Here is a 24,646-nt window from a genome sequence, read left to right on the forward strand (position 1 = left end):
CCGTCCATTGCACCGGAGGAAGTCCCGCAATGCCGAAGACGAAGAGTACGCGCGCGAGCGCGAAGACGAGCCCGAGGAAGGGCGCGAAGACGGCCGCGAAGGCGAGCCTGAAGACACCTGCGAGGAGCCGCACGGCGGCCGCGAAGGCGAGCGCTCGGGCGGCCCCGAAGGCCACCCGCAGTGCCGGCGCGCCGGCGCCCCGGATCCCGAAGGGACAGGTGCTCCTGCGCGACCCCTTGCTGAACAAGGGCACCGCGTTCACGGAGGCCGAGCGCGAGGCCCTGCGCCTGCGCGGCCTGCTGCCGCCGTACGTCCACACGATGGACGAGCAGTTGGTTCGGGTGCTGGAGAACTACCGCGCCAAGCAGACCGACCTCGACCGCTACATTCACCTCGCGTCCCTGCAGGACCGGAACGAGACGCTGTACTACCGCCTGGTGATGGACCACATCAACGAGATGATGCCCATCATCTACACCCCGACCGTGGGGCAGGCGTGCCAGAAGTTCGGCCACATCTTCCGCCGGCCGCGGGGTCTGTACCTCTCCTACAAGGACCGGGGGCGCATCGCCGAGATCCTGAAGAACTGGCCCGAGAAGGACGTGCGCATCATCGTCGTCACCGACGGGGAGCGCATCCTCGGCCTGGGCGACCAGGGCGCGTTCGGCATGGGCATCCCCATCGGAAAGCTCTCGCTCTACACCGCGTGCGCAGGGCTCGATCCTTCGAAGTCCCTGCCGGTGCTGCTGGACGTGGGCACCGAGCGTGACTCCCTCCTGGAGGATCCGCTCTACATCGGGATCCGTCAGCGCCGGGTGCGCGGCGAGGCGTACGACGAGTTCGTCGAAGAGTTCATGATGGCCGCGGCCAAGCGCTACCCGAAGGCGCTCATCCAGTTCGAGGACTTCGGTAACCTCAACGCCTTCCGGCTCCTCGAGGATTTCCGGGACCGCGTGCTGACCTTCAACGACGACATCCAGGGCACCGCGGCGGTCGCGCTGTCGGGGGTCTACTCGGCCCTGCGCCTGACGAAGAAGACGCTCGCTGAGCAGCAGGTGCTCTTCTTCGGCGCCGGTGAGGCCGGAGTCGGAATCGGGGAGTTGATCGTCTCGGCGATGATCGACGAGGGGGTTCCGCCGGAGCAGGCTCGGCGCAAGTGCTGGTACGTGGACAGCAAGGGCCTCGTGGTGAAGAGCCGCGAGGGGCTGGCCGAGCACAAGCAGCGCTTCGCTCACGATTTCCCGTTCCAGCCGGACCTGCTGAGTGCGATCAAGGCGCTGAAGCCTACCGCCATCGTCGGTGTCTCGACCCAGGCCAAGGCCTTCAGTCAGGAAGTGATCGAGACGATGTCGGCGATGAACGAGCGCCCCATCGTCTTTGCGCTTTCGAACCCGACCTCCAAGGCGGAGTGCACCGCGGAAGAGGCGTATACCTGGTCGAAGGGCAAGGCGATCTTCGCGAGCGGCAGCCCGTTCGACCCGGTCGTGTACAACGGCAAGACCTACGTGCCGGGGCAGGGAAACAACGCCTACATCTTCCCGGGCGTGGGCCTCGGGGCGATCGCGGTGGAGGCCAAGAGCGTCACGGACCGCATGTTCTTCGAGTCGGCGAAGGCCCTGGCGGCCCAGGTGCTCGAGAGCGACCTGGAGATGGGGCGGATCTACCCCTCGCTCGAGCGCATCCAGGAGGTCTCTGCGGCCATCGCGGTGGCCGTCGCCGAGTCCGCCTTCCGGGACCGCCTGGCGGGCATCCGCAAGCCGCGCGACCTGGCGGCATTCATCCGCAAGCAGATGTGGAAGCCCGAGTACCCGCGTTACGCCTGAAGTAACTGGGGACTTCCGTCCGGGCTTCTCTCGGCCTGGACGGAAGTCCTTTCCGCAGTTCCCCCCCCATTCTTCGTAAGCGTTGCGTGAACCTCGCGCTTGCGGTGCGCGCTCAGGACTGCGCGTGCCGAGAGGGAGGGGGGGCTTACCCATCGCGTACGAACGAGCCACACACACCGGGCGTTGCCACCCATTCGTGGGGAGAGCAGCGTGTTGGCGAGAAGGGAGGGTGGTTCCCGAAGGGTGCGGCCCTGGCGGCCGCTGCTGTTGCAGCGGGACGCCCCCCGAGGGGGGCGTCCGCCGCAAGCAGCTCTCTACGTCTTTCTGTCTGCGATGGCCTGCTTACGAGGCCTTGCTCTGGGCTGCGGAGTCCGGCGTGTTCTCGTCCGTGTCCAGACAGGCGGCACAGCGGAAGGTGTCCTCTCCCACGCTGAGGCATCCGAGCGGCACCACCAGCAGGGTCAGGATGGTGGAGACGAACACCCCGTAGAGCAGCGAGATCGCCATGCCCTGGAAGATCGGGTCGGTGAGGATCACCATGGACCCGAGGACGAGGGCGAGCGCCGTGATCATGATGGGCCGGGTCCTCGCCTTCGCCGCCGTGATGACGGCGTCGTAGAGCGGCAGTCCCCTGCGCACCAGGACCAGCGTGAAGTCCACCAGGAGGATGGAGTTGCGCACGATGATGCCCGCGAGCGCGATCCAGCCGATCATGGAGGTCGCCGTGAAGTCCGCTCCCCACATCATATGTCCCGGAACGATGCCGAGCAGCGTCAGGGGAATGGGGGCCATGATGACCGCCGGGATGACGAAGTTGCCGAACTGCCACACGACCAGCATGTAGATGGCCAGCAGCGCGATGGCGTAGGCCACCCCCATGTCCCGGAAGGTCTCGAAGGTCACCGTCCACTCGCCGCTCCACTCGAACCCGGAGTGGCTGTCGGACGCCGGCGGCCCGGCGTAGGTCCCCGACAGGACGACGTCGTCGGGGGTCCGATGGCTCTGCAGCAGACGGTCCACGTCCATCTGGGCGTAGATGGGTGCGGCAAGGCGGCCCTTGGCGTCGCCGATCACGTACTCCATCGGCCGCAGGTCCTTGTGGAAGATGATGTCGTCGCGCGTCTCCTCGACAAAGCGGCCCAACTCACCCAGCGGCACACTGGCCGTGCCCCGCTGGTTCATGATGGGCAGGTCGTTCAGGTTGGTCAGGACGGAGCGCTTGGCCAGGGGCACCTGCATCAGGATGAAGGTGGGCTCCTGGACGCCTTTCTCCTTGACGTCCCCGACCTTGAACTCGCCCATGGCCATCGCCAGGTGCTTGTTGATGCTGTCGATGCTGACGCCGCTCAGGGCCGCCTTCTCGGCGTCCACCTCGAAGCGCCAGGAGGTCATCGGGGCGCGGATCATCGTCTGCTCTTCGCCCACCAGGTCGGATTCGGCGAAGGCGCGCTGTATGGCCCGGGCCGAGTCCTTGCGGGTAGCGGCGTCAGGGCCATAGACCTCGGCGACCAGCGTCTGCAGGACCGGCGGGCCCGGCGGCATCTCGACCACGGTGACGCCTGCGCCGTCGTACTTCTTGATCCCGGACGCATCGATGAAGCTGGCGAGCCGCCCGCGCACGTCGATGGCGATCTCGTGTCCGTTCCGGTCCCGGTCCTCCTTGTCCAGGAGCACGACCTGTATCTGGGACTGCCAGGGGAACATGCGCAGGTAGTAGTGGCGCACCAGGCCGTTGAAGTCGAAGGGCGCCCCGGTCCCCACGTAGGTCTGAACGGAGAGGACCTCGGGGACCTGGCGAACGAGGTCGGCGACCTCCGCCGTGAAGCTCGCCGTGTCGGGCAGGGCCGTCCCGGCAGGCATGTCGATGACCACCTGGAACTCGGACTTGTTGTCGAACGGCAGCATCTTCACCGTGATCGCCGTCGTGTAGAACATCAGGGCGGCGAGGGCGAACAGCCCGATCAATCCCCACAGGAACAGCTGGCCGTAGAACCGGTTCTTGTAGATTGTCCCGATGGTCTTCTGATAGACCCCCTCGAGCCAGTTGTCGATCTTCTCGTCGCGGTGGTGCATCGCACGCAGCTTGTCCATGCTGGGCACGATGCGCATCGCCAGCCACGGCGCGAAGAGCAGGGCGGCGACCAGCGAGAAGACCATGGCCACGGAGCCGAGCGCCGGGATGGGCTCCATGTACGGCCCCATCATCCCGGAGACGAATCCCATGGGCAGCAGCGCCGCGACCACCGTATAGGTGGCGAGTACGGTCGGGTTGCCGACCTCGCGCACCGCGTCGATGGCGACGTGGGTGCAGGGCTCCCCGTGCATAAGCCAGCGCCGGTAGATGTTCTCCACGATGACGATGGCGTTGTCGACCAGGAAGCCGATGGAGAAGATCAGCGCGAAGAGCGATACGCGGTTGATGGAATAACCCGTCATCATGCCCGCGAACACGGTGATGACCAGCACCACCGGAATGGTGAACAGCACGACCAGGGAGGGTTTCCACCCCATCGAGACCCACACCAGCAGGGTGACGGCGCCGGTCGCGATGAACAGCTTCAGGATGAGCGAGTTGACCTTGTCGTTCGCGGTCTTCCCGTAGTTGCGCGTGACCGTGACCTGGACGTTGTCCGGGATCAGGTACCCCTTGACGTCCTCGACCTCGGCCAGCACCGCGTCGACGACCGCCACGCCGTTCGCGCCCTTCTGCTTGGCGATGGCGATGGTCACCGCCTGGGCGTAATCGACGGACTCACCCGCGTGCGCCGCGCCGGTGGCGAAGGTCACCATCTGGCGTGGCTCTTCCGGCCCCACGGATACCTCGGCCACGTCGTTCATGTAGATGGGCCGACCATCCCGGCTCATGCCCACGACCAGGCGCTTGATGTCGTCCGCGTTGTTGAGGAAGGTGCCCGTCACCACGTAGGTGTACTTGCCGTCGCGCTCCGTCGACCCGACGGTCGCCTCGGCGTTGAAACCCTGTAGCGCCTGGGCCATCTGGCCCATGCTCATGCCGTAGCTCTTCAGCCGCTCGGGCCGGACGTCGATGCGCACCTGGCGGGCGCGGCCACCGACCACGAAGGTGTTTCCGGTCTTGGGCACCTGCTTCAGGTGCTGCTGCAGGCTGACGGCGAGCGCACGCAGGGTGGCGTCGTCCACGTCGGAGGACCAGAGGGTGAGCGTCAGGACGGGGACGTCGTCGATCTCCTTGGGCTTCATCTGCGCCTTCTCGGCGCCCGGCGGGAGCAGGTCCTCGTTGGTGCGCAGCTTCTCGCCGGTGCGCACGATCGCCGCCTCCATGTCCTCGCCGACGTGGAACTCCAGCGTGATCATGCCCATCTCCTGATCGCTCGCGGAGTACACGTGCTTCACGCCCGGGATCTCGGACAGCACGCGCTCCTGCGGGCCGACCAGCATCTTGGCGATTTCCTCGGCCGAGGCGCCCGGCATCCGGTAGAAGATGTCGATCATCGGGACCGAGATTTCGGGGTCTTCCTGGCGCGGAGAGGCGGCCAGGCCGTAGATGCCGAGCAGCATCATCACCGCGAAGAGCAGCGGTGAGAGCGGGGAGTGGATGAAGGCCTGGGCGAGCTTTCCGGCGAAGCCCAGTTCCATCTCGGTGACCTGCTGGACTTCCTTGCAGGAAGCGGTGGGTTCTTTGGGAGTCGGGTCGGTCATGGTGTGGGCGAACTCGATTTCCGGTGAGAGACCGTGAAGAGGAAGGCAGGGGCCGTGTCAGTGCGGCCCCTGCCTGTGTCTATAGCGGACGTCCGTTCCGGCTCAGGAGCCGGCGCGGGTGCCAGCGGACGGGTTGGCCAGGATGCGGTCGCCGGCCTTGAGCCCCGAGATCACGCTGATCATCCCGCTGGGCGTCCGGTCCCCGAGGCGGATGAGGCGAAGCTTGAGGTTCCCGCCTTCCTCGACGAGGAACACCGCGGGCAGGCTACCGCGCCACAGGATGGCGGAGCTCGGGATCACCGGGTGCTCGCTGGACTTCTTCGTCGGGTCTGGGATCAGGACCTCGGCATACATGCCCGAGTGGGCCCCGGTCGCGTCCGGCAGGTTGAACTTCACCGTGGTGGTGTGTCCGCCGGGGTCGGCCATGGGGAATATCCGGTCGACCGAGACGTCCACGGGCTGGGAGTCGTTGTCGAGCTTGGCCTGCAGGGTGCCGGCCGACTTGACGGTGTTCAGCAGCCCGGTAGGCACTTCCACCCGGACCTGCAACTTGGTGACGTCGGCGAAGGTCACGAGCGGCATGCCGGGCTGAACGATGTCGCCCTGCTCGGCCATCTTCTTCAGGATCACCCCGTCGAAGGGCGCGAAGCTGACCGCGTTCTCCAGGCTCTGGTCGAGCTCGCGGATGGCGGCCCGGGCCTGCTCCACCGCGTTACGCGCGGTCTCGACCTGCACACCCTGGCCATAGAGGCTGGAATGGCGCTCCACCCCCGGTGTGCCCTGGCCCATCATCGAGCGCATCGGGTCGGTGAACATGCTCGTCAGAGCGGGCATGCCGCCCAGGTAGGACTGGGCCTGGGCGTTGGGGTTGAGTAACTCCCGGTTGTACTGGACGATGGCGTTGCGGAACCCTGCGTCCGCCGAAGCGAGCTGCGCCTCGGCCTGCAGGCGCTTTGCCCGCAGCGCGTTCGTATCCAACTCCACCAGGCGGTCGCCCTTCTTGAAGGTGTCGCCCTCGGCGCCCGCCACGAACTTCACGTCACCCGGCATCTGGGCGGAGAGGGTGACGATCTTCTCGGGCATCACCGTGCCCCCGAGGGACACCACGCCGCCGGCGCTGCCGGATTTGACCTCGATGATCTCCCGCGATACGGGTTGCGGCGCCGGCGCTGCGCCGGCTGCTGGCTCGCCCTGCGCCTGAACCAGCGTGAGCTTCAAGCCGGCCGCCAGGAGACCGGCGGTCAGCACATAAGTGACCGTTTTGTTCATGTTCACGATACCCCGAAACTCGATGGACCCGCACGTCGCGGAAACCGGTAAATTCTAGCGGAAAATCAGAAGATACTAAATTAATGTATGTTATTTCAATTCAGGAATCCGCGTCGGCGATGCGGCCTGATGACAGTCTAGTCCACCCCCCCCTCGCCCTGCATGCAGAGGGTCTGCCGGGGCGGCAAGGGTCCTCCAGGGTGGGGTCGACCCGTTCAGTCGCCGTTCATTCTCACCTGGGGACAATCCTGCCACGGTTCGGGCTGGTGCCCGTCTCGGTAGGGTGCGCGGGCGCACCGGGAGGACGTGGTCGTGAACGCCCTGTGGAAGCGATTCGTGGGACTGACGCTGGCGGTCCTGGTGGGCCTGGCGCCAGTGGCCCGGGCTCAGGAGGGAGGGGCCCTGTCTCAGCAGGAGCTGGACCGCATCCTCGCGCCCGTGGCCCTGTACCCGGACGCCCTCCTGTCCCAGGTCCTGATGGCCTCGACCTATCCCCTGGAGGTCGTCCAGGCGGCCCGCTGGGTCAAGGCGAACCCCGGCCTCTCCGGTGGGGCCCTGGGGCGTGCCCTGGAGGACGAGCCGTGGGACCCGAGCGTGAAGGCCCTGGCTCCCTTCCCGCAGGTCCTGGAGATGATGAGCGAGCGCCTGGAGTGGACGCAGCGGTTGGGTGACGCGGTGCTCACGGAGCAGGACCGGGTCATGGACACGGTCCAGCAGCTCAGGCGCCGTGCCCACGAGGCGGGCAACCTGGGCACGAACGACCGCCAGAAGGTGTTGGTGCAGCCGGAGGTCATCGTGATCGAGCCGGCGGACCCCGAGGTGGTCTACGTCCCGGTCTACAACCCGACCGTCGTCTATGGGGGGTGGTGGTGGCCGGTCGCCCCGTACGGGTGGTACCCGCGGGGCTACGTCGTCAGCTCGGGCCTGGTCGCGGGCATCTCCTTCGGCCTCGGAATCGCCGTCAGCGATTACCTTTGGGGCGGGTTTGACTGGCACCACCATTACATTCACGTCCACCGGCACCGGGACCCGGTGCGCAACGTCACCTTCAACCGGCACGTCAACCTGCACCCGGTGCTCGCCGGCGAGGCCGACGTGCGGCGTTGGCAGCACGACCCGAGCCACCGGCACGGGCTGCGCTACCGGGAGCAGCAGGCGCGCGAGCGCTTCACGGGGATCCCGGGCGCACGTCCGGGCGGGCAGTCCGCCCGGCGTATGGACGCGCAGCACCTGCAGCAGAGGCTGGGGGGTCCGCGGGTCGACGGGGGGCTGCAGCCCGAGCGGCCCCGCTCGTGGCAGACCGGCCGGACGCTGGACCGCTCCGTAGCGCGGGACCGCTCCGCGACGCCGGACCGCTCCGTAGCGCGGGACCGCCCCGCGACGCCGGACCGCTCCGTAGCGCGGGACCGCCCCGCGACTACGGACCGCTCCCCGCGCGTGGACCGGTCCGTGGTTCGGGAGCGGAGCGTCGGCGGATCCGCGGTGAACCCCGGTCGCCCGATGCCGGGGGCCGCCTTTGACGGCTCGCGGCCGGGTGGAGCGCGCGTGGCACCCAGTGGCGGCACGGCGGGGCGGGGAGGGAGCCCCCAGGGGTTCACTGGGGGTTCCCAGGGGTTCCCCGGGCGCTCGGGGCAGGAGCCCGCTCAGGGTCACGGGGGTCACGGCGGGCGAGGGTGGCAGGTGAGGTAGGAGCCGGCACCCCATCCTGGAGTGCCTAGCCTGGAGCGGCGAGTTTGGCGCGGCCAGCCCGGCGCGGTCGTGGCCCCCGGAGGGGCCCCACGGGACCGTCTGCCGCCAGGGACGGCGGCAGACGAGCCTACAGGGATGTACTTGCGGCGTGTCCCGTGGGGCCCCTCCGGGGGTGACGACCGAAAGGGGTTTTTCAGCGCTGGCTACTCCCGGCAGAACCTCTCGATCAGTGCCCCCAGCAGCCCCACGGTCCGGGGAACCCGCTCGAGCGCGAGGTACTCGTCCGGCTGGTGGGCCTGGGCGATGTCCCCCGGACCCCAGACGACCGTCTCCATGCCGAGGGCGGTCAGGTAGGGCGCCTCTGTCCCGAAGGCCGCCGCGCCCGCCGGATAACCCGTCAGATCCTCGAGGGCCCGGACGAGTACGGAGGCCGCCGGGGTCTCCATCGCCTCGATCCCGGCGAAGAGCGGCCGGGTCTCCCAGGCGAGCCCCCGAGCCGCCGCGACCCTCTCCACCCGGCGTCGGAGCTCGGCGCGCAGGTCGGCCAAGCGCATCCCGGGCAGTGGCCTCAGGTCGAGGTGCAGCTCGCACTCCCCGCAGATCCGGTTGGGGTTGTCCCCGCCCCAGATGCGGCCCAGGTTCATGGTGGGCACGGGCACGGCGAAGGTGTCGTCGCGGTGCGCGGCCTGGAGCTCGGTGCGCCAGGCGAGCAGTTCCGACAGGAGACTGTGCATCCCCTCGAGCGCCGAGTTGCCGAGCGCCGGGTCGCTCGAGTGGCCCGCGCGGCCCACCAGGCGCACCGCCTCCATCAGGATGCCCTTGTGCATCCGGACCGGGACGAGGCCGGTCGGCTCGCCGATGACGGCGTAACGCCCCAGGGGGCGTCCGCTCTCGGCGAGCGTGATGGCCCCGCACATGGACGATTCCTCGTCCGCCGTGGCGAGCAGCACCAGCGGGCGCGCGAGAGGGCTTGGCCCCAGGCCTCTCGCCGCCTCGAGGGCGAGCGCGAAGAAGGCCTTCATGTCGGCGATCCCAAGCCCGTACAGGCGACCGCCGTCTTGCGTCAGCCGGAAGGGGTCGTGGCGCCACTGCCCCTCGTCGTAGGGCACCGTGTCCGTGTGACCGGCGAGCACCAGCCCATTCCCCCCCTGGCCCAGGGTCGCCACGAGGTTCCGCTTGCCGGGGTGGCCGGGCAGGTCCCGGACCTCCACGGTGAAGCCCAGTCCCTCGGCCCATTCCGCGAGCAGGGCGATGACCGCTGCGTTGCTCTGGTCGAAGGCGGGGCTGACGCTGCTCACCGAGGGCGTGGCCACCAGCCGTGCCATCATCTCCATCACGTCGGGTGTCGCGCGGTGCATCCGCTCATAGTAACGCCTGCGCCTTTTCGCCGTCGCCCGCCGGCCCCCGTCCCCAGCGAACCCTTGCCGACCCGGTCCTTTCCCCTGGAGGCAGGGGGGCGGAGAATGAAGGGCGTCGTCCCGCCGCGGCCGCGAAGCGACCCGAGCCCCATGCCCATACCTGCACCCGCATCCGCACCCGCACCCGTACCGACACCTGCCGTGACGCCTGCCCCCGGCACCCCGCCGGCCCCCGCGCGCCGGGTCCAGGAAGGCCGTCCGCCCTGCGAGATCCGGCGCGCGTCGCTCGCGGACGCGCCGGCCCTGGTGGCCATCGAGCAGGCGACCTTCAAGGGCGACCGGATCAGCCGGCGGCAATTCCGCTACCTGTTGGCCCGTGGCAACTCGGAGACGCTCGTCTGCGAGCGCGACGGCCGGCTCGTCGCGTACGTCCTGGTGCTGTTCTCGAAGGCCACTTCCACGGCCCGGCTGTACTCCATCGCCGTCATGCCCGAGTACGGTGGCCAGGGCATCGGGCGGGCCCTCGTGGGAGCGGCCGAGGCGGCGGCGCAGAGCCGGGAGCGGGCCTACATGCGCCTGGAGATCCGCCGCGACAACGCCCCGTCGCGAGGTCTCTTCGAGTCGTTGGGATACCGCGAGCTCGGGGTCTACGACGATTACTATGAGGACCACATGCAGGCCGTGCGCTACGAGAAGTCGCTCGCGCCGCACCTGAACCCGGACCTCGGTCGCGTCCCCTATTACGAGCAGACGCTCGACTTCACCTGCGGGGCCTCCTCGCTGATGATGGCGATGAAGGCGATCTCGCCCCCGCTGCCGCTCGACCGCACGCTGGAGCTGCGGATCTGGCGCGAGGCCACGACCATCTTCATGACCTCGGGGCACGGCGGGTGCGGACCGTACGGGCTCGCCCTGTCGGCCCTGCGCCGGGGATTCCGCGTCGAGGTCTTCGTCAACGACGAGGGCGTGCCGCTGGTCGACTCGGTCCGCAGCCCCGAGAAGAAGGAGGTCATGCGCCTGGTCCACGAGGACTTCATCGGGGAGTGCCGGCGCCGCGGCATCCCCATCCAGCACGGCACGCTCTCGGTCGCCGAGCTGCGCGAGCGATTCCGGGCCGGCGGGATCCCGCTGGTGCTGATCAGCTCGTACCGCATCTACGAGGAGAAGTTTCCCCACTGGGTCGTGGTCACCGGGTTCGACGACCACTTCGTGTACGCCCACGACCCCTACGTCGACTACGCGGAGGGCGAGCGCCAGGTCGACAGCATCAACATGCCGATCCCCCACCGGGAGTTCGCGCACATGGCCCGCTACGGGCGCGCGGGCCTGCAGGCGGTGGTGATCGTTTACCGGAACGAGGGCCATGGCTGAGCACGTCCTGCTGGTCGAGCACGCCTCCGATTGGAAGGCGCACTACCCGAGCCTTCCCGTCATCTCCGCGCGGGATTACCTGAACCGCCCCGAGTGGTCGGCGCGCAAGCAGATGCGCGTCATCAACCTCTGCCGCAGCTATCGCTACCTGTCCGTCGGGTACTACTGCTCGCTGCTCGCCGAGGCCCGGGGCCACAAGGTCGTGCCCACGGTGCGCACGATCCAGGACCTCTCGCGCCGCTCCATCTACAGCCTCTCGACCGAGGACCTGGACAGCCATGTGCAGAAGATCCTCGGCCGGCGGAAATCGACCCTGCAGCCCACCGCTTACGAGATCACGATCTGCTTCGGTCACACCGAGGTGAAGGAGCTGCGGGACATCGCGCGGCAGATCTTCGAGGCCTTCCGCTGCCCGCTGCTGCGCGTGGAGTTCGGGCTGGTGCAGGGTGCGTGGCGGATCGACGAGGTCCGTGCGGTGCCCGTCAACACGCTCTCCCCCTCCCAGGAGCAGGGATTCTTCGCCGCGCTCGACGGCTACCTCTCGCAGCGCTGGCGCCAGCCCCGGGCGCGCCACCGGTTCAAGTACGAGCTGGCCGTGCTGCACGACCCCGACGAGTCGATGCCGCCCTCGAACGCGCAGGCTTTGAAGGGGCTCGTCGCCGCAGGGCGCGATCTCGGCGTGGACGTGGACCTGATCACCCGCAAGGACTACGGCCGGCTCGCGGAATACGACGCGCTGTTCATTCGCGAGACGACCCAGATCAACCACCACACCTACCGCTTCGCCAAGAAGGCCGAGAGCGAGGGCATGGTGGTGCTGGACGACCCCGATTCCATCCTGCGCTGCACGAACAAGGTCTACCTCGCGGAACTGCTCCAGGCCAACCGGGTGCCGACCCCGAAGACCGAGATCGTGCGCCGCGAGAGCCTGGACGAGCTGGAAGCGGAGATCCCGTACCCCATCGTGCTGAAGATCCCGGACGGCTCGTTTTCCCGCGGGGTCTTCAAGGCCGACAACCGCGCGGAGCTGCAGCGGATCGCGGGCCGGCTGTTCAAGGACTCGGACCTGATCCTGGCCCAGGAATTCCTCTACACCGACTACGACTGGCGGGTGGGGGTCCTGTCGCGCAAGCCGATCTTCGTCTGCCGCTACTACATGTCGGAGCGGCACTGGAAGATCGTCAACCACGACGTCAAGGGCCGCCCAAAGGAGGGCGGTTTCGAGACGCTGCGCGTGGAAGATGCCCCGCCCGAGGTCGTGAAGACGGCCCTGCGGGCGGCCAACCTGATCGGCGACGGGCTCTACGGGGTGGACCTGAAGCAGACCCACAAGGGTGTCGTGGTCATCGAGGTGAACGACAACCCGAGCATCGACGCCGGGGTCGAGGACAAGGTGCTGAAGGACGAGCTCTACCGGACCCTCATCGCCGACTTCGTGGAGCGCCTGGACCGCCGCCGCGGGGCAGGCGGCTAGGCGGCCGACTTCAGCGGCCGGATCAGGTTGCCGAGGCCCGCGTCCTTGAGGGCCGCGTGCACCAGCAGGCGCACCGCAAACGCCTCTTCGAGCTGGAGGGCCTCCTGGAGCAGTTCGCGCGCGTGGTCCCGGGTGAAGCTGCGCACGACCCACTTGACGCGCGGCAGGCTCGAGGCCGCCATGCTCATGCTGTCCACGCCCATGCCGAGCAGGAGCAGGGCGGATGCCGGGTCGCCCGCCATCTCCCCGCACACTCCGACGCGTGTGCCGGTCCGGTGGCTCTCTTCGACCACCCAGTTGACCGTCTGGATGACCGCGGGGTGCAGGGCGTCGTAGAGCGCCGCGACGCGTGCGTTGTTGCGGTCGACCGCCAGCAGGTACTGGATCAGGTCGTTGGTGCCGATGGACAGGAAGTCGGCCCGGCGCGCGAGCGCCGCCGTCTGCAGGGCGGCCGCGGGCACCTCCACCATCACGCCCACCGGCGGGCGCGAGACCGCGCGGCCCTCCTCGCGCAGCTCCGCGACGGTGCGGTCGACGATCGCGAGGGCCTCGTCGACCTCCCGCACGTGGCTCACCATGGGTAACAGGATCTGCAGGTTGTCGAAGGAGATGTTCGCCCGCAGCATGGCGCGCAGCTGGGTGTGGAAGATCTCGGGCTGGTCGAGGGTGATCCGTATCCCTCGCCAGCCGAGGAACGGGTTGTCTTCCTCGATGGCGAAGTAGGGCAGGGTCTTGTCGCCGCCGACGTCGAGCGTGCGCATCACCACCGGCCTCGGGGCGAGCGCGGCCAGCACGTGGCGGTAGTTGCGGAACAGCTCCTCCTCGCTCGGGAAGGCGTGGCGGATCATGTAGGGGAACTCGGTGCGGTAGAGCCCGACCCCTTCGGCGCCGCTCTCGAGGCCCAGTTGGATGTCGGCCACCAGTCCCGTGTTGACCTGGAGCTCCACCGAGTGGCCGTCGGGGGTGCGCGCGGGCAGGTCCCTCAGCTCGCGCAGCCCCGCGGCCAGGACCTCCTCGTCCCGCAGCAGGCGCTCGAATTCCACCACCACCCGGCGGTGCGGGCGCACGTAGACCCGTCCCTGGTAGCCGTCGACGACGACCGGCGCGCCGTCGATGCGTCCGATGGGCAGGTCGCCGAGGCCCATCACCGCCGGCACGCCGAGGGCGCGGGCCAGTATCGCGGTGTGGGAGAGCACCGAGCCGCGGCTGCAGAGCACACCGGCCAACCGGCCGGCAGGGACCTCCGCGAGGTCCGCCGCGGTGATCTCCTCGCCCACCAGCACGCAGCGCTCGGGGTAGCGGCGCGGCTCCCGGGCCTCGGACTGCAGGGCCACCAGCACGCGCCGGCCGATGTCGCGCAGGTCGCCGGCGCGCGTGCGCAGATACTCGTCGTTCATCTGCTCGAAGGCCCGCACGTGCTCCATCACCGTGTCGCGCCAGGCGGCCGGGGCCCAGCTCCCGGCGCGGATGCGGCGCACGGTGGGCTCCACCAGCTGCTTGCTGTCGAGCAGGAGGGCGAAGACGTCGAACAGTGAGCGCTCCTCCCGGGGCAGGAGGGTGGACATGCGGTCGCCCAGGCTGCGCAGCTCGTCCTGGACCCGCTCGACCGCGGTGAGGAACAGCTCGGCCTCGGCGTTGGGGTCCGTCGCCGGGCGGTCGGGCACGTCCGAGAGACGGGCGAGGGGATGGCTGACGGCGACGGTCCCGATGGCGACGCCCGGGGCCCCGGCAACGCCCTGCACGAAGCTCGTGCCCACCCCGATCCTGCCAATCCCGCCGGTGGTGCGTGCGGACCGGATCGCGCCGGCGAGCTGCGCGGCGACCGCCACCATGAACGCCGCCTCACTGGGATTGAACAGGCGGTGCCCGCGCTGCTGGGCGACCAGCACGCCCAGGACTTCCCGGTAGTGGACGATGGGCACGCCGAGGAAGCCGTGAAAGCGTTCCTCGCAAGTCTGGGGACAGGGCACGTAGCGGGGGTGGGCCCCGGCGTTCTCCAGGTTGACCGGCTCCTTGCGCTCGGCGACGAATCCGACCAGGCCCTCGCCCGGCGCCAGGCGAACCCGCCCCTCGCAGCCGGGGGGGAGTCCTTCGGTCGCCATCAGGACCATCTCGCCGCTGGCGTCGTCGCGCAGGAACACCGCGCAGGCGTCCACCTCGAGGGCCTCCCTGACCTGGTGCACGATCAGGGGCAACGCTTCGTCGAGGTTTTCGGCTGTGGAGACGTCCTGGACCAGGCGGCGGAGGGGCTCGAGCATCTGGGCGGTCGGTGGCGGGTGGTCCCCTGTTCTCCTGTAACGGCCATGATAGCGCGCGCTTCAGAGCCGGTCGCGGAAAAAAACCGCCGCCTCCGTGCGCCCGGGTACACTGCCTCTCATGCCCCAGGTCGATGACGTCAGCCCCGTGCTCGCCCGGATCCGGGAGCTTCCGCCGGCGCTCGCCAACCAGATCGCCGCCGGGGAAGTGGTCGAGCGGCCGGCCTCGGTGGTGAAGGAACTCCTCGAGAACAGCCTGGACGCCGGGGCGCGGCGCATCGAGGTCGAGGTCGAGGACGCCGGGGTGCGCCTGCTGCGTGTGCGGGACGACGGCGTTGGGATTCACCCGGAGGACCTGGCACTCGCGCTCTCGCGGCACGCCACGAGCAAGGTCCGCACGGCGGAAGACCTCCTGCGGGTGGGGAGCCTCGGTTTCCGCGGCGAGGCCCTGGCGAGCGTCGCCTCCGTCTCCCGCTTCACGCTCGCGTCGCGGGCCGCGGGCCAGGAGCGGGGCTGGCAGGTGCGGGTCGACTCCGGCGGTCCCCTCGAGGGGCCCTTCCCCGTCGCCCACCCCCCGGGCACGACCGTCGAGGTCCGGGACCTCTTCCACAATGTCCCGGCGCGGCGCAAGTTCCTGAAGAGCGAGCGCACAGAGACCGCCCACGTGGAAGAGGCCGTGCGCCGGCTCGCGCTCGCCCGTTTCGAGGTGGGTCTGCGCCTGCGCGTCGACCGGCGGGAGGTGCTCGACCTGCGGCCTGCGGCGGGTGAGCCCGGGCGGGCGCGGCGGGTCGCGGCCGTCTGCGGCGCCGCTTTCCTGGAGGGGGCACTCGAGGTCGATTTCCCGTGGGAGGGGATGCGCCTGTCCGGCTGGCTCGGTCTGCCCGAGTCGGCGCGCAGCCAGGCGGACGTCCAGTATCTCTTCCTGAACGGGCGCCCGGTGCGGGACCGGGTGCTGGTGCACGCCCTGCGCGAGGTCTATCAGGATCGGGTTTACCCGGGCCGCCACCCCGCCTACGTGCTGTACCTCTCGGTGGACCCCGAAGAGGTCGACGTCAACGTGCACCCGACCAAGCAGGAGGTGAGGTTTCGTGAGCCGAGGCTGGTCCACGACTTCCTCGTGCGGTCGGTGGCGCAGGCCCCGGACGGGGCCCCGGAACCTCGCCCGAGCGCCGGCGCGGTACTTCGCGAGCCGGCCGCGGTATACCCCCGGGGGATTCCCGAGTCCCGGCTGCGGCAGTGGGGGCCCCGGGGCGATGGCGCGCCCCCTGCGCCCCGGCGGGTTCTGGGCGTCGTCCTCGGTCGCTTCCTCCTTGCGGAGGACTCGCGGGGTCTCTCCCTGGTGGACCTCCGGGCCCTCGCCGTGCACCTGGCGCGCCGGGGGGTTGAGGCCGCGCGCGCGGCCGAGGAGCCGCCCTCCCGCCCGCTCCTGGTCCCGGTCTCGGTGACTGTCGGCCCCGAGGAAGCGCAGGCCGCGGAGGCCCTCGGGCCGCTCTGCGCCTCCATCGGGCTCGACCTGAGCCGTTCGGGGCCCGCGGTGGTGCTGGTGCGCCGGGTGCCGGCGGCGGTGCACGACGTGGACCCGGCCGGACTGGCGATGGGGGTCCTCCGGGCACTCGCGCACGCCCAGAGGTCGGCGGCGCGGGAGACCCTGCTGGGGGCCCTGGTCGACTCCGCCGCGGCGGCGGCCGGGACCGGCACCTTCTCGGCACCCGGGGACGTGGATGCGCTGCTGCGGGCGCTCGACGCCCTCCCCGCGGACGAACGCCCACCCGGGCTGGTGGCGGAGGTGACCACGCAGGACCTCGAGCGTCTCCTCGGCGCCCCCGCCGGGGGCCGCGGACCGTGACCCCGGTCCCCCCCGGACCGGCCGCCCCGCCGGTCGTGTTCCTGATGGGGCCGACGGGCGCGGGCAAGACCGACCTGGCGGTGCACCTCGTGGAGCGCCTGGGCTGCGGGATCGTCAGTGTCGACTCGGCGCTCGTCTACCGGGGGATGGACATCGGCACGGCCAAGCCGGGCCCCGAGGTGCTGGCACGGGCCCCGCACCGGCTCATCGACCTGCGCGACCCGCGGGAGTCCTATTCGGCCGCCGAGTTCCGGCGCGATGCCCTCGACGCCATCGTGGAGGTGCGCCGGGAGGGACGGGTGCCGCTGCTCGTGGGCGGCACCGGCCTCTACTTTCGCGCGCTCGAGCGGGGGCTCTCGGCGCTGCCGCCGGCGGACCCCGAGGTGCGCCGGCGCCTCAGCGAGGAGGGCGGGGCGCTCGGCTGGCCCGCGCTCCACGCGCGGTTGGCCGCGCTCGACCCCCCGGCCGCCGCCCGCATCCACGCGAACGACCCCCAGCGCATCCAGCGTGCCCTCGAGGTCCGGGAGTTGACCGGGCGGCCGATGAGCGAGCTCCTCGCGGAATCGCCCGGTTCCGCGCTGCCCTACCGGGTCGTCAAGGTGGTGCTCGAGCCGCTTGACCGCGCAGCCCTGCACGGGCGGCTCGAGGCGCGCTTCCGGGCGATGCTGGAGGCGGGCCTCGTGGCCGAGGTGGAGCGTCTGCGGTCCCGGGGGGACCTGTCGCCGGACCTGCCGTCGATGCGCGCGGTCGGTTACCGCCAGGTGTGGGCCTTCCTGGCGGGGGAGACCGACCGGGAGACCCTGGTCGCCCGCGCCGTGGCGGCCACGCGAGGTCTCGCCAAGCGCCAGCTGACCTGGCTGCGCGGGGAGAGCGGGGCCCTGCGGGTCGACCCCTTGGACCCCGGCGCCGTGGACCTCGTCCTGGGTTTTCTCGCCCGGCAGAGCCTCTCCTGAGGCCCCCGCGCTTCTCACCCTCCGTGGCAAGAGGAGCGTTTATCCTCCTTTGGTGGTAAACTAATTGCGTGGCGCGGTTCGGACCGGCAGAAAGACAAGATACGGGGGCACGTTTCCATGAGTAAGGGCCAGTCTTTGCAGGACCCGTTCCTGAACCAACTGCGCAAGGAGCGGGTGCCGGTGTCGATCTACCTGGTCAACGGCATCAAGCTGCAGGGCCAGATCGAATCGTTCGACCAGTTCGTCGTGCTGCTGCGCAACTCCGTGAACCAGATGGTCTACAAGCACGCCATTTCGACGGTGGTGCCGGCGCGCAACGTCAAGTTGCCCCGGGGTGCGGACGAGGCCTCGGAGCCGGAGGAGGAGGAGGGCTGATCACGGCGCCTGCCAGAGGGTCTCGAGCGCTTGTTTGAGCGACCGCGGCGGGGTGAGCGCGCGGTCCTCGTGCACGTTCGTTTCCCGGACGGGGAGGCGCAGGGCGAGGACCTCGAGGAGTTGCGCTCCCTCGCGGTGTCGGCGGGCGTCGAGCCGGTCGCCGAGGTCAGCGGTGTGCGGGAGCGCCCCGACCCCCGCCTGTTCGTGGGCAGCGGCAAGGTCGAGGAGGTCAAGGCGGCCGTCGAGGCCTCGGGTGCCGACCTCGTACTCGTCAATCACGCGTTGACGCCGGGCCAGGAGCGCAACCTCGAGCGCTTCCTCTCCTGCCGCACCCTCGACCGCACGGGCCTGATCCTCGACATCTTCGCCCAGCGCGCCCGCTCCTTCGAGGGCAAGCTGCAGGTCGAGCTGGCCCAGCTGCGCCACCTCTCCACCCGGCTGGTCCGCGGCTGGACCCACCTGGAGCGTCAGCGCGGCGGCATCGGCCTGCGGGGGCCTGGCGAGAAGCAGCTCGAGACGGACCGTCGCCTGATCTCGGTCCGCATCCAGCAGATCGCCCGCGAGCTCGAGCACCTGGAGCGCCAGCGCTCCCAGCAGCGGCGTGGCCGGCGCCGCGCCGAGCTGCCCACCGTGTCGCTGGTGGGCTACACGAACGCGGGGAAATCCACGCTCTTCAACCGTCTGACCGGTGCGGGCGTTCTGGTGGCCGACCAGCTCTTCGCGACCCTCGACCCGACCCTGCGCCGCCTGGACCTCCCCGGCGGCCGCGCGGTGATCCTGGCCGACACGGTGGGCTTCATCCGCCACCTGCCCCACGACCTGGTGGCCGCCTTCCGCGCCACGCTGGAGGAGACCCGCGAGGCGGACCTGCTGCTCTCCGTGGTCGACGCCTCCGACCCGGAGCGTGAGGTGAAGGCCGAGCAGGTCCAGCGGGTGCTCGAGGAGATCGGAGCGGGGGAGGTCCCCCAGCTCGAGGTGCTCAACAAGGTCGACCGCTGCCCCGGGGTCGAGCCTCACGTGGCCCGGGACGGGGACGGGGTGCCGCGCCAGGTCTGGGTCTCGGCGACCGCGGGCCTTGGGCTCGACGCCCTGCGCGAGGCCATCGCTGAGCGCGTCCTGCCCCCGCGCAGGCGCATGAGCGTGCGCCTGCCGATGACGGCCGGCCGCATGCGGGCGAGCCTCTTCGCCTCGGGGGTGGTGGTGGGCGAGAGCGTGGGCGACGGGGAGTGGCTTCTCGAAGTGGACATGGCCCCCGCCGACCTCGAGGCCCTGCGCCGCCGCCACTGAGCCAATCCCCGGGGTGAGCGCCTTCCGGGCCCTCCGGCCGGCGGGCGCCGGTTGCGGCCCGGGCGGACGGGTCGATAGAATCCGAAGACGTACGCGGCGCACAGCGCGCCGTCCGGCATCCAACGCACAGCGGAGCACACCGAATGGCCTGGAACGAGCCGGGCGGGGGACGGGACCCCTGGGGCAGCAGTGGCAATCAGGGTCCTCCGGACCTCGACCAAGTCATCCGCAACCTGCAGAGCAAGCTCGGTGATCTCTTCGGCCGGGGCGGCTCCAGCGGGGGCGCGGGCCGGGCCGCCCGGTTCAACTCGCGCGGCCTCGGCATCGGCCTCGGGATATTGGCGGCGGTCTGGGCGGCGGCCGGTTTCTACATCATCGACCCCGCCGAGGAAGGCGTGGTCACCCGGTTCGGCGCCTACGTGCGCACCGCCGGCCCCGGGCCGCACTGGCTGCCGTACTTCATCGAGCGCGTCCAGAAGGTCAACGTCCAGCAGGTCCGCACCGCCGAGATCGGCTTCCGGTCCACGGGCCGGACCCAGGGCGCGGTGGGCAGCGAGGCCCTGATGCTGACCCAGGACGAGAACATCATCGACGTGAAATTCGCGATCCAGTACCGGGTCAAGGACGCCCCCGACTATCTCTTCAACACCCGCGACCCGGACCGCATCCTGCGCGACGTCACCGAGTCCGCGGTGCGCGAGACGGTGGGCCGCAGCACGATGGACTTCGTCATCACCGAGGGCCGCAGCGCCATCTCCGCCTCCGTGCAGGATCTGGCGCAGTCGATCCTGGACCGCTACGGGACCGGGCTCGTCGTGACCAGCGTCAACATGCAGGACGCCCAGCCGCCTGCGCAGGTGCAGGAATCCTTCTACGATGCGGTCAAGGCGCGCGAGGACGAGGTCCGCTTCCGCAACGAGGCCGAGGCCTACGCCAACGAGATCCTGCCCAAGGCGCGCGGCGACGCCGACGCCATCCGGGAGCAGGGCGCCGCCTATCGGGCCCGCGTTTCGGCGGTCGCCGACGGTGAGGCGAGCCGTTTCCTGGCGGTACTGAAGGAGTACCAGAAGGCCCCGGGCGTCACCCGCGAGCGCATGTACCTCGACGCGATCGAGGACGTGCTCTCCCGCAGCACCCCGCTGGTCCTCGAGGCCGAGGGGTCCAACAACGTCCTCTACCTGCCGCTCGACAAGCTCGGGGAGAAGGCGCGCGCTGGCGCAGGCACCGGCACCGGCACCGAGCCGGACGCCTCCGTGCGATCGACACTGGGGACGGCGGCCGTCGACGCGGCGCGGCGCAGCCGTGAGGACCTGCGGCGGAGGGACCGGTGATGGCGCGCAGCAAGCTGTGGGTCTTCGTGCTGGGGCTGATGGTGGTCATCGGCGTCTTCTCGATCTTCACCGTGGAGCAGTGGCAGAAGGCCATCCTGTTCCAGTTGGGTAAGGTGGTGAGCTCGGACTACGAGGCCGGACTGCAGTTCAAGATCCCGGTCATCCAGAACGTGGAGAAGTTCGACGCCCGGCTGCAGACGCTCGAGTCCGACCCCGAGCTCTACTTGACGAGCGAGAAGAAGAACGTGCTCGTGGACAGCTTCGTGCTGTGGCGGGTCAAGAACGTGGAGAGCTTCTACACCGCGACCGGCGGCAGCATCGCCCGGGCGGGGGCGCGCCTCGGCGAGTTCGTGCGCAAGGGCCTGAAGGACGAGTTCGGCAAGCGGACCATCCAGGAGGTGGTCTCGGGCAAGCGCGCGGACATCATGGACATCCTGACGGTGACCGCGAACGCCCAGGCCGAGCCGTTCGGCATCGAGATCGTCGACGTGCGCGTCAAGCGGATCGACCTGCCGACCGAGGTGAGCACCTCCGTCTACCAGCGCATGCAGGCCGAGCGCCAGCGCGTCGCGCGCGACTTCCGCTCCCGCGGCGAGGAGGAGGCGAAGCGCATCCGCGCCCGGGCCGAGCGTGAGAGGGAGGTCATCCTGGCCGAGGCCGAGCGCGACGCCCAGCGCGTGCGCGGCGAGGGCGACGGCCAGGCCGCCGAGACCTACGCGAAGGCGTACGGGGAGGACGCGGAGTTCTACGCGTTCTACCGCAGCCTGGGGGCCTACCGGGCCTCGTTCGACAGTCCGTCGGACGTGATCCTGCTGGGGCCGGACAACGACTTCTTCCGCTACTTCAAGAGCCAGAAAGGCGGTCAGTAACGGAGCCGGGTGAGCCGCGCGACCGGGGGGCCAACCCCCGGTCGTCGTTTCCGGGGCGCGGCGTCTCGGGAGTCCTCCGAATGGACCCGGCGCAACGGAGCAGCCATGTGGGACGACCTCCTTGCCGCGCTCGCCCTCGTGTTCGTCTTCGAGGGTCTGATGCCATTCGTCAGTCCAGCGACCCTGCGCAGGACGCTCGCCCGGGTCGAGGGGATGAGTGACGGCGCCCTTCGCTTCACCGGGCTCTCCAGCATGCTGCTGGGCCTCCTGATCCTGAATCTCGTCCGCTGATGAGCGCCCGCGACCGTTGGCTGCTGCCCGAAGGCATCGCCGAGGTCCTCCCGGCGGAGGCCGCCGCGCTCGAGCGGGCCCGGCGCCGGTTGCTCGACCTCTTCGAGCGCTGGGGCTACGAACTGGTCGTGCCGCCCTTCGTCGAGTACCTGGAGTCCCTGCTCACGGGCACGGGCGGGGACCTCGACCTGCAGACCTTCAAGCTCACGGACCAACTGACCGGCCGGCTGATGGGGGTCCGGGCGGACATGACGCCCCAGGTGGCCCGCATCGACGCTCACAGCCTGCGCCGGGTGGGGCCGGTGCGCCTGTGCTACCTCGGCACGGTGCTGCACACGCTCCCGGACGGGATTGCCCGCAGCCGCAGCCCGATCCAGGTCGGCGCAGAGCTCTACGGGCACGCCGGGATGGAGAGCGACGTCGAGGTGCTCTGCCTGATGCTGGAGTCGCTCGCCTCCGCCGGTGTGCGCCCGGTGCACGTGGACCTCGGGCACGTCGGGGTGTTCCGGGGGCTCGCCCGGGAGGCGCGCCTCGACGCGGAGCAGGAGCGGCAGCTCTTCGATGCGCTCCAGCGCAAGGCGGTCCCGGAGGTGGAGGAGTGGCTCGCGCGCTGGGAGCTGCCCGCGCCGGTGCGCGCGCGGCTCTCCGCCCTGCCCGTGCTGAACGGAGGCCGTGAGGTCCTCGGCGAGGCGGCCGCGGTGCTCGCCGGGGCGGGGGAGGCCGTGCGGGGCTGCCTGAGCGACCTCGACCAGGTGGCGCGGGCGATGGCCGCGCGCAGGCCCGAGGTCCCGCTCCACTTCGACCTGGCGGAGCTCCGGGGGTACCGTTACCACACGGGCCTCGTGTTCGCCGCGTTCGTTCCCGGGCACGGCCAGGAGGTGGCGCGCGGTGGGCGCTACGACGAGGTGGGCCGGGTGTTCGGCCGGGCGCGGCCGGCGCGGGGCTTCAGCACGGACCTGATGACCCTGATCGCTCTCGGCGACGTGCGGGCGCCCGCCCCGCGCTCCGGGATCCTGGCGCCCTGGTCGGACGCGCCCGGGCTGCTCGCCGCGGTGCGGGACCTGCGGGCTGCCGGCGAGCGGGTCGTGAGCGCGCTCCCGGGTGCGCCGGCCGACCCGGGGGAACTGGGCTGCGACCGTGTGCTGGTGGAGCACGAGGCGCGCTGGGTGGTCGAGGCGCTGTCCACCCCGTTACTGCGGGAGCCCGGCTGAGGTCTCGGCGTGGCGCGGGCTTCCGGGCGCGGCGCGGACCTCCGGATGCGCTCCCCGCTTCCGGGGGTCGCGCGGACCTCCGGGTACGGCCTCGCGGGACACGCCGCAAGTACATCCCTGTAGGCTCGTCTGCCGCCGTCCCTGGCGGCAGACGGTCCCGCGAAACCGCACCCGAGGTCCGGCGATGGCCCGGCCACTCGATACGAAGGCCTGAGGAAAGGTGGAGGTCATGGGAAAGAACGTCGTAGTCGTCGGAACCCAGTGGGGCGACGAGGGTAAGGGCAAGGTCGTCGACCTCCTGACGGAGCGCGCGCAGCACGTGGTGCGCTTCCAGGGCGGGCACAACGCCGGCCACACGCTCGTGATCGGCGCCGAGAAGACCGTTCTTCACCTCGTGCCCTCGGGCATCCTGCGCCCGGGGGGCACCTGTTACGTGGGGAACGGGGTGGTGCTCGCCCCGGATGCCCTGCTCGGCGAGATCGCGCGGCTCGAGGCCCGGGGCGTCCCCGTGCGCGAGCGGCTCAAGGTGAGCGACGCCTGCACCCTGATCCTGCCGTACCACGCGGCCCTGGACCGGGCGCGCGAGAACGCGCGGGGCAGCTCGGCCATCGGCACCACGGGGCGGGGCATCGGCCCCGCGTACGAGGACAAGGTGGCGCGCCGGGCGCTCCGCTTCGGTGACCTGTTCCACCGGGAGCGTTTTGCCGCCCGGCTGGGGGAGGTGCTCGACTATCACAACTTCGCGCTCCAGCACTACTTCAAGGCCGAGCGAATCGACTTCCAGCGCGTGCTGGACGAATCCATGGCCATGGTCGACGAACTGGCGCCGCTCGCCGCCGACGTTCCTCACTTGCTCCACGAGGCGATCGCCCGGGGCGAGAGCATCCTCTTCGAGGGCGCCCAGGGGGCCTTCCTCGACATCGACCACGGCACCTACCCCTTCGTGACCTCCTCGAACACGACCGCCGGCGGGGCGGCGACGGGGAGCGGGGTCGGGCCGCGGGAGATCGACTACGTGCTTGGCATCACGAAGGCCTACACGACCCGCGTCGGTGGTGGCCCGTTCCCGACGGAGCTCTTCGACGAGACGGGCGTGCGGATCGCGGAACGCGGCCGGGAGTTCGGGGCGACGACCGGCCGGGCGCGCCGCTGCGGCTGGTTCGACGCGGTGGCGCTGCGCCGGTCGGTGCGCGTCAACAGCGTGACCGGCCTCTGCGTCACGAAGCTCGACGTGCTGGATGGTCTGGAGTCGATCCAGGTCTGTGTGGGCTACGCACAGGGCGGGGAGGTGCGGGATACGCCTCCGAGCGGTGCGGAGGCCATGGCGGAGGTCGAGCCGGTCTACGAGGAGATGCCCGGCTGGAGCGAGTCGACGGTCGGCATCACCTGCTACGACGACCTGCCGGCTGCGGCCCGCGCGTACCTGGAGCGGCTGGCGGAACTCTCGGGTGCGCCCCTCGCGATCGTCTCCACGGGCCCCGACCGCAACGAGACCATCGTCCTGCAGCACCCCTTCGACTGAGGACCCCGCGGTCCGGTATCCCGTAAAGGAGCGGTCGTGGTGCG

General features: G+C 70.3%; 17 protein-coding genes. 13 read left to right on the forward strand and 4 right to left on the reverse strand.

The features are described 5' to 3' along the window. Nucleotides 1–29: 29 nt before the first annotated feature. Entirely contained in the window at nt 30–1,823 is a 1,794-nt protein-coding gene (locus KA217_01250) for an NAD-dependent malic enzyme (GenBank protein MBP7711081.1), read from the forward strand. Between the two features lie 342 nt (nt 1,824–2,165). Here the strand turns inward: KA217_01250 and KA217_01255 are convergent, their stop codons facing one another. Beyond that, nucleotides 2,166–5,438 (reverse strand): efflux RND transporter permease subunit, encoded by a 3,273-nt coding sequence (locus tag KA217_01255; protein ID MBP7711082.1) that lies wholly within the window; start codon nt 5,436–5,438, stop codon nt 2,166–2,168. 165 nt (nt 5,439–5,603) lie between these two features. After that, a complete protein-coding gene (locus KA217_01260) occupies nt 5,604–6,776 on the reverse strand; it encodes an efflux RND transporter periplasmic adaptor subunit (protein MBP7711083.1) in 1,173 nt (390 codons plus the stop codon). 306 nt (nt 6,777–7,082) lie between these two features. Between KA217_01260 and KA217_01265 the strand changes: the two genes are divergently transcribed. Then, on the forward strand, nt 7,083–8,459 hold the full coding sequence (locus KA217_01265; protein MBP7711084.1) for a DUF3300 domain-containing protein: 1,377 nt from the start codon (nt 7,083–7,085) through the stop codon (nt 8,457–8,459). A 203-nt stretch (nt 8,460–8,662) separates the two neighbouring features. Here the strand turns inward: KA217_01265 and argE are convergent, their stop codons facing one another. Beyond that, the gene (gene argE / locus KA217_01270) at nt 8,663–9,817 is read right to left on the reverse strand and encodes an acetylornithine deacetylase (protein MBP7711085.1); all 1,155 of its coding nucleotides are present in this window, start codon (nt 9,815–9,817) and stop codon (nt 8,663–8,665) included. Between the two features lie 150 nt (nt 9,818–9,967). Between argE and KA217_01275 the strand changes: the two genes are divergently transcribed. Continuing rightward, a complete protein-coding gene (locus KA217_01275) occupies nt 9,968–11,188 on the forward strand; it encodes a peptidase C39 family protein (GenBank protein MBP7711086.1) in 1,221 nt (406 codons plus the stop codon). Next, the gene (locus KA217_01280; protein MBP7711087.1) at nt 11,181–12,662 is read left to right on the forward strand and encodes a RimK family protein; all 1,482 of its coding nucleotides are present in this window, start codon (nt 11,181–11,183) and stop codon (nt 12,660–12,662) included. The genes KA217_01275 and KA217_01280 overlap by 8 nt, the downstream gene beginning before the upstream one ends. On the opposite strand, the gene ptsP is transcribed toward KA217_01280, so the two are convergent. Beyond that, nucleotides 12,659–14,920, reverse strand: coding sequence for a phosphoenolpyruvate--protein phosphotransferase (ptsP, locus tag KA217_01285; GenBank protein ID MBP7711088.1), 2,262 nt, complete (start codon nt 14,918–14,920; stop codon nt 12,659–12,661). The two genes, KA217_01280 and ptsP, sit on opposite strands and share 4 nt — an antisense overlap. Nucleotides 14,921–15,038: 118 nt before the next feature. Between ptsP and mutL the strand changes: the two genes are divergently transcribed. The 9 genes from mutL (at nt 15,039) to KA217_01330 (ending at nt 24,602) form a co-directional block, all read left to right on the forward strand. Further along, the gene (gene mutL, locus KA217_01290; protein ID MBP7711089.1) at nt 15,039–16,763 is read left to right on the forward strand and encodes a DNA mismatch repair endonuclease MutL; all 1,725 of its coding nucleotides are present in this window, start codon (nt 15,039–15,041) and stop codon (nt 16,761–16,763) included. 44 nt (nt 16,764–16,807) lie between these two features. Next, nucleotides 16,808–17,716: a tRNA (adenosine(37)-N6)-dimethylallyltransferase MiaA gene (gene miaA, locus KA217_01295; protein MBP7711090.1), complete on the forward strand. Its 909-nt coding sequence runs from the start codon at nt 16,808–16,810 to the stop codon at nt 17,714–17,716. Nucleotides 17,717–17,833: 117 nt separating this feature from the next. Then, nucleotides 17,834–18,091: an RNA chaperone Hfq gene (hfq, locus tag KA217_01300; protein ID MBP7711091.1), complete on the forward strand. Its 258-nt coding sequence runs from the start codon at nt 17,834–17,836 to the stop codon at nt 18,089–18,091. A gap of 30 nt (nt 18,092–18,121) precedes the next feature. Beyond that, nucleotides 18,122–19,378 (forward strand): GTPase HflX, encoded by a 1,257-nt coding sequence (gene hflX, locus KA217_01305; protein MBP7711092.1) that lies wholly within the window; start codon nt 18,122–18,124, stop codon nt 19,376–19,378. 143 nt (nt 19,379–19,521) lie between these two features. Then, nucleotides 19,522–20,709 (forward strand): FtsH protease activity modulator HflK, encoded by a 1,188-nt coding sequence (gene hflK, locus KA217_01310; protein MBP7711093.1) that lies wholly within the window; start codon nt 19,522–19,524, stop codon nt 20,707–20,709. Continuing rightward, nucleotides 20,709–21,578, forward strand: a complete 870-nt coding sequence (gene hflC / locus KA217_01315; GenBank protein ID MBP7711094.1) for a protease modulator HflC — start codon at nt 20,709–20,711, stop codon at nt 21,576–21,578. Before hflK ends, hflC begins: the two co-directional genes overlap by 1 nt. Before the next feature lie 105 nt (nt 21,579–21,683). Next, nucleotides 21,684–21,869, forward strand: coding sequence for a DUF2065 domain-containing protein (locus KA217_01320; protein ID MBP7711095.1), 186 nt, complete (start codon nt 21,684–21,686; stop codon nt 21,867–21,869). Beyond that, nucleotides 21,869–23,080 (forward strand): ATP phosphoribosyltransferase regulatory subunit, encoded by a 1,212-nt coding sequence (locus KA217_01325; protein MBP7711096.1) that lies wholly within the window; start codon nt 21,869–21,871, stop codon nt 23,078–23,080. The genes KA217_01320 and KA217_01325 overlap by 1 nt, the downstream gene beginning before the upstream one ends. Nucleotides 23,081–23,309: 229 nt before the next feature. After that, on the forward strand, nt 23,310–24,602 hold the full coding sequence (locus KA217_01330) for an adenylosuccinate synthase (protein MBP7711097.1): 1,293 nt from the start codon (nt 23,310–23,312) through the stop codon (nt 24,600–24,602). The last annotated feature ends 44 nt before the right edge of the window (nt 24,603–24,646 follow it).

The sequence above is a fragment of the Gammaproteobacteria bacterium genome, from assembly GCA_017999615.1.
Classification (GTDB): Bacteria; Pseudomonadota; Gammaproteobacteria; order JAABTG01; family JAABTG01; genus JAGNLM01.

Coding starts and splice junctions, on each gene's coding strand:
- KA217_01250 (MBP7711081.1), top strand. CDS start 30: ATGCCGAAGACGAAGAGTACGCGCGCGAGCGCGAAGACGAGCCCGAGG.
- KA217_01255 (MBP7711082.1), bottom strand. CDS start 5,438: ATGGAACTGGGCTTCGCCGGAAAGCTCGCCCAGGCCTTCATCCACTCC.
- argE (MBP7711085.1), bottom strand. CDS start 9,817: ATGCACCGCGCGACACCCGACGTGATGGAGATGATGGCACGGCTGGTG.
- KA217_01275 (MBP7711086.1), top strand. CDS start 9,968: ATGCCCATACCTGCACCCGCATCCGCACCCGCACCCGTACCGACACCT.
- KA217_01280 (MBP7711087.1), top strand. CDS start 11,181: ATGGCTGAGCACGTCCTGCTGGTCGAGCACGCCTCCGATTGGAAGGCG.
- ptsP (MBP7711088.1), bottom strand. CDS start 14,920: ATGCTCGAGCCCCTCCGCCGCCTGGTCCAGGACGTCTCCACAGCCGAA.
- mutL (MBP7711089.1), top strand. CDS start 15,039: ATGCCCCAGGTCGATGACGTCAGCCCCGTGCTCGCCCGGATCCGGGAG.
- miaA (MBP7711090.1), top strand. CDS start 16,808: ATGGGGCCGACGGGCGCGGGCAAGACCGACCTGGCGGTGCACCTCGTG.
- hfq (MBP7711091.1), top strand. CDS start 17,834: ATGAGTAAGGGCCAGTCTTTGCAGGACCCGTTCCTGAACCAACTGCGC.
- hflK (MBP7711093.1), top strand. CDS start 19,522: ATGGCCTGGAACGAGCCGGGCGGGGGACGGGACCCCTGGGGCAGCAGT.
- hflC (MBP7711094.1), top strand. CDS start 20,709: ATGGCGCGCAGCAAGCTGTGGGTCTTCGTGCTGGGGCTGATGGTGGTC.
- KA217_01320 (MBP7711095.1), top strand. CDS start 21,684: ATGTGGGACGACCTCCTTGCCGCGCTCGCCCTCGTGTTCGTCTTCGAG.
- KA217_01325 (MBP7711096.1), top strand. CDS start 21,869: ATGAGCGCCCGCGACCGTTGGCTGCTGCCCGAAGGCATCGCCGAGGTC.
- KA217_01330 (MBP7711097.1), top strand. CDS start 23,310: ATGGGAAAGAACGTCGTAGTCGTCGGAACCCAGTGGGGCGACGAGGGT.